The following is a 4650-nucleotide window of genomic DNA, read 5'->3' on the forward strand; positions in this document are numbered from 1 at the left end:
TGTGGGTGTCGGTGAACCTGCGCGAATCGCAGATGCGGGGCCTGAAGGTGGGTACCCGCCTGCGCGGCAACGTACCCGCGCTGGAGGCTTCAGTCGAGATTCTGGATAGAAATTGGCGCGATATCTCCAAGCGAGGCCAGCGCTTGAGAGAGCGTATGGCGACTCTTCTAGGTGCTCAGACCGACTTGGACGAAGCTGCAGCAGCAGCTCGACGGCGGATTACGCTTGATGAAAAAAATTCGGAAATTGAAGCTTCAATTGCGGAGCTTCGTCTGGAGTGCTCAAAGGCTGACGAGGAACTTGCGGCGTTGCAGAGTGCGCGTTCCGCTCTTGCTGTTGCTGAGGAACGCCATTCTGCCGCGCTGGCACTCGTCGTAGATTCGGCCAAGCTGTCTGTATTAGAAGACCGGCTTTCGGATGCGTTGCTGCAACAGGACCGCGCGGTTGGCGATGAACCTGAACTTTCTGAGTCAGAGTATGCGGAGTTGGAGGTGGTTGCTAGATCTCTCGTAGAGAGTCGGCGTCTCGAGCTTGAAGAGCGCCGTGATCGCGCCGGGGCCATCTCAAGCGCGCTGGCGACAATTTCTGCGCATCTTGGCGAGCACGATACCAATTGCCCTCTTTGCAAATCGCACTTCGACGTGGGCGAGCTCAAAAAACTGGCCGAACTTTCTGCGAGGGAGGCGGACGAGGGGCTCCCAGTTGCACAAACGCGTCTTGATGATGCTCAGGCGAAGCTGTCGTTCGCTCAGAGCCAAAGAGCTGCGGCCGTCGGTGCCTTAGCAGAAATAGATGATGCGGCACAGGAAGTTGATAATGCGCAATCTGCTCTAGATGCCCTGCGCAACGAACTGTTCGCTCGTCTGGAGCTTATGGATTCGGTAAGCGATATCGCCGCGGTGGCTGCTGCCCGGCTGGGTGAGTGGGAGATTCGGCTCGACTCTGCACGGCGCGCACTTGCCTCGATGGAAATAGGGGCGGTTGAGATGCAGCACAAGCGAAATCATTGCTTTGAGCGGCTGCAACAATTGGAAGCGGATGTTACCGATGTGCGCACTGAAATTGCTCGTGCGATTTCAGATCTGGCGGGGGCCGAGCGGCGTTTCCAAGTAAGGGGAGGGGAGGAGGGGCTCAGTCCTGAAAATGTTCCCGCACTACTAGCCAAGGTTCAGGCAGACATCGATGAAGTCGATGCTGCGCAGGAAGCTGCACGTCGCTTAAATGCTGTCGAGCTCCAAGTATTGTCTGAATCGAAAGCAGAAAATTTGCGATTGGGCGGAGCGTTGGCCGAGCAAGAACAGACTTGGGCCGAATTTGAGAAGCAGATTACAGAGTTGACCGGTATGTGGTCGTCGCATGGGTTATTACCACCACCAGCTCAAGCGGTCTTCGAGCATAAATTGGCAGAGCTCAGCAGTCGACGGTTTGATCTCAGCGCAATCGAGTCAGAGCGGCAGCGATTAGTCGCGGCACTGGAGTTCACGTCCGGTCAGGAAGAGTTGGATAATTTGCGGGGTATGGTTTCGGCACAGATCGGCACTGGGTCGGTCGAGACGACCCGTGCGAACATGGAGGCCGCGGTTGCGGCAGCCCGCTCTCATGCATCACGAATTCAAGTAGCGCGTGAGGCGATCCATCGTCTTGCTGAGCGATTACAAGATGAGGCTGACTCCTTTTCAGATCAGTTTCTGCGCCCATTAAACGAATTAATCGGCGCCTTCAACGATGCTCTTCTCACCAGCCCCGGGACATCAGTGTTCTTTAATGCGGACTATTTCGCTGACCGAACCGAATTTAGCGCTCGCATCCGTCGTCGCGCGCAGGATGGAGGTAGTTCCGAAATCCGTAATCTTAATCCCCAGCTCATCCTGAGCGAGGGGCAGTTAGCTGCCAACGGTTTCAGTATTCTTTGCAGTGCTAGCGTCTCCTATCCTTGGTCGAGGTGGCGAGCGCTCCTTTTGGATGATCCCCTACAACACAACGATGTGATCCACTCGGCTGCATTCACGGACGTGATGCGTAATCTCGTTGAGTTGGAGGGCTACCAAGTCCTAATGTCGAGTCACGATCGTGCTGAGACCGAGTTTGTTGAACGAAAATTTAGTGCTGCAGGATTGCCGTGCACAGTAGTGCAGCTAATTTCAGCCGCGCCAGGTGGTGTCTCTTATGAGGTTCGAAACAACGCTGCTGCGTCAGAAATCATTCAGGGCTACAGGATGCAGCACTCGGTGGAACAAAACGACAACTCAGCGGATAACTGGCGCTTCCATAATTGAAAAGGTAAGCCGTGGGTAACACGGAATATGTATTGAGAGGGTAGGTTGCCAGCGACAATAAATCTCGCGTGGCTAGCTATCGCATCGATACTACCTTTACTCCCCTGGTTCCCTGAATGGCTGAAACTGACAAGTTTCCAGTGGCGGCTTGTTGGATGTGTTCACTCCACCAGGTCATCATGGGGCGTCTTCTCTCTATGTAATCCGCGCGATTATAAGCGCTACGCACCTCGTCTTTGTCCACATGCGCAAGTGCGACCTCGATCAGCTCTGGGTCCCATCCCTGTTCGTTTAAGATGGTGCTAGCCATGGAGCGCATTCCATGGCTCACCAATCGACCTTCAAAGCCCATGCGCTTCAGGGCCATGTTTGCCGTCTGGCTATTGCAGTGAGTTCGTGGATCTCTATCTGCTGGAAACACAAACTCCCGATGACCGCTGTAGGGTTTTATTGTCTCAAGCAAAGCAAGAGCGTGTTCGGTCAGTGGTATAACGTGTGCTCGTCGCTTCTTCATCCGCTCCGCTGGGATCGTCCAGGTTTTCTTGTCGAGGTCGATGTCGGCCCAGGAAGTTGTGGCGGCCTCCGCAGGACGCGTCATGGTGTGGAGTTGCCATTCGATCAGGCAGCGTGTCGTTCTCTTTATGCTCGCATTGGCGATGGCGACCATTAGCTCTGGCAGTTCTTCTGGGCGGAGGGCAGCCATATTTTGCTTTTTCGGTTTTTTGAAAACCGCCCGGATGCCACTGAGTGGATTGGCAAAGATCATCCCCGAGTTCACACCGTAGGTCATAATCTCGTTGAGTCGTTGGGTCAGTCGCTTCACTGTCTCCAAACTGCCTTTGGTTTCCAAAGGGCGCAGCAACTGGATGACCATCGGGGCATTGCACTGGGAGATGGGTGTTGTTCCCAGTGATGGAAAGACATGCAATGTGAGCGAACGCCAGATGTCCTCGGCATAAGCTTGAGTGACAGAATCCTTTTTGAGTTCAAACCAGGCAGACGCCACGTTTTCGAATGTGTGCTCGGTTGCCTGCCTTTTTGTTTGCTCCAAGGCGCTACGATGCTCTTTCGGGTCGATGCCCTGAGCGAGCAGTTCTCTAGCTTCGACGGTCTTCTTCCTGGCTTGCGCGAGGGAGAGCTCTGGGTAGGTGCCGAACCCCATATTGATACGATTCTTGGTGACCGGCTGCCGGTAGTTGAAGTTCCAGAGCGTCGAGCCGTTGACTCTCACCCGAAGCTGAAGGCCGTCCCCATCGCTGAGGACGTAATCCTTGTCTTTCGGTTTTACCGCTTTGAGTTGGCGATCAGAGAGTCGGGTGGCTTGGGCGCACATGAGGTATTCCATGACATCATTCGGTATTCCAAAAACTACCACTGAAGGGCTTGGAATACCATGTGGAATACAAGATGGCGTGGATTATGTCGGACGTCTGTGGACGCTAATAGACACCAAGGCCCTGTATTTACTGGATTTCAGGCACAAAAAAAGACGTCCGTGGACGTCTTTAGATGTTGAAGTGGTGGAGCCGGGGGGATTTGAACCCCCGTCCGCCAGTACTCCGCTGTCGGTACTACATGCGTAGCCGTTTCTATTAAGTTAACCCTCAGCGACCCGAAGGGCAGGGTGCTTTGGGCGAGTTGTGTAAGTTTTAGCCGCTTCGTCCACAACGTACTGCACGGCGATTCTGTTCTATATGACAATCACTTTGGGTTTACAGACATCCCCTGGTGATTGCTGGACCCGAAGGTACCAGAAGCTCAGGGCTAAGGCTGCTTACGCAGCGAGAGCGAATTCCTGGCCGTAGTTTTCGTCATTGGCAACTATAAGAAGTTGCAAACAGTGGATTTACGAGTTCTGTTACCAACTCGGCATGCACCTAAAGTTTCGCGACCGGCGTCGAATCCTAAACGGCCCCGTGCTTGTAACTCGTTGTTTCTTAGTGAGTGACAAGCCTAGTGCAGTGTACGCCAAAACGTCAGCGAAGGCCAACCCGAAGGTTGGCCCTCTCGCTTACTGGCCGCCTTTCTCGCTGTTCTGCAGGTCTTGCAGGGCCTTGGAGGTGATTTCGATGCACTTCTTCTCATCACCTGCGGCGTGGGCGGCCTTGGCCTGGGAGACGGCGGTGTCTATTTCGCCACTTTTACCGCTGGTGTCGGTGGCGAGCAGGGCTTTGCCGTTGTTGATTTTGTCTAGGTTGATCTGGCACAGGTCTTTGTCACTGGCGGCGAAAGCAGGGGAGGCGAGCATCGCAGCGGTCATGAACAAGCCAGCAAGAGCGGAACGCTTCATAGGGGGTCTCCTTGCGCAAAAGGGCTCGACGCTGCTGGCGTGCAACCGCTGCCAGCGACATCACTGATAGGCCTCGTTTGTCGA

Annotated in this window: 3 protein-coding genes and 1 other RNA gene; 1 reads left to right on the forward strand and 3 read right to left on the reverse strand. The window is 54.5% G+C overall.

Annotation, left to right across the window (positions count from 1 at the left end; translation table 11 throughout):
- On the forward strand, positions 1-2276 hold a 2276-nt coding region (locus DQ405_RS24300; protein ID WP_168426356.1), incomplete at its 5' end, for a hypothetical protein.
- A gap of 76 nt (positions 2277-2352) precedes the next feature.
- Here DQ405_RS24300 and DQ405_RS24305 read toward each other — a convergent pair.
- The 3 genes from DQ405_RS24305 to DQ405_RS24315 form a co-directional block, all read right to left on the reverse strand.
- Complete coding sequence (locus tag DQ405_RS24305; protein ID WP_168426357.1) at positions 2353-3609, reverse strand: integrase domain-containing protein; 1257 nt, start codon at positions 3607-3609, stop codon at positions 2353-2355.
- 185 nt (positions 3610-3794) lie between these two features.
- Positions 3795-4192, reverse strand: a transfer-messenger RNA (tmRNA) gene (ssrA, locus tag DQ405_RS24310).
- A 95-nt stretch (positions 4193-4287) separates the two neighbouring features.
- Complete coding sequence (locus DQ405_RS24315; protein WP_003194233.1) at positions 4288-4566, reverse strand: hypothetical protein; 279 nt, start codon at positions 4564-4566, stop codon at positions 4288-4290.
- Positions 4567-4650: the final 84 nt, after the last annotated feature.

This window comes from Pseudomonas sp. SST3 (assembly GCF_003325755.1).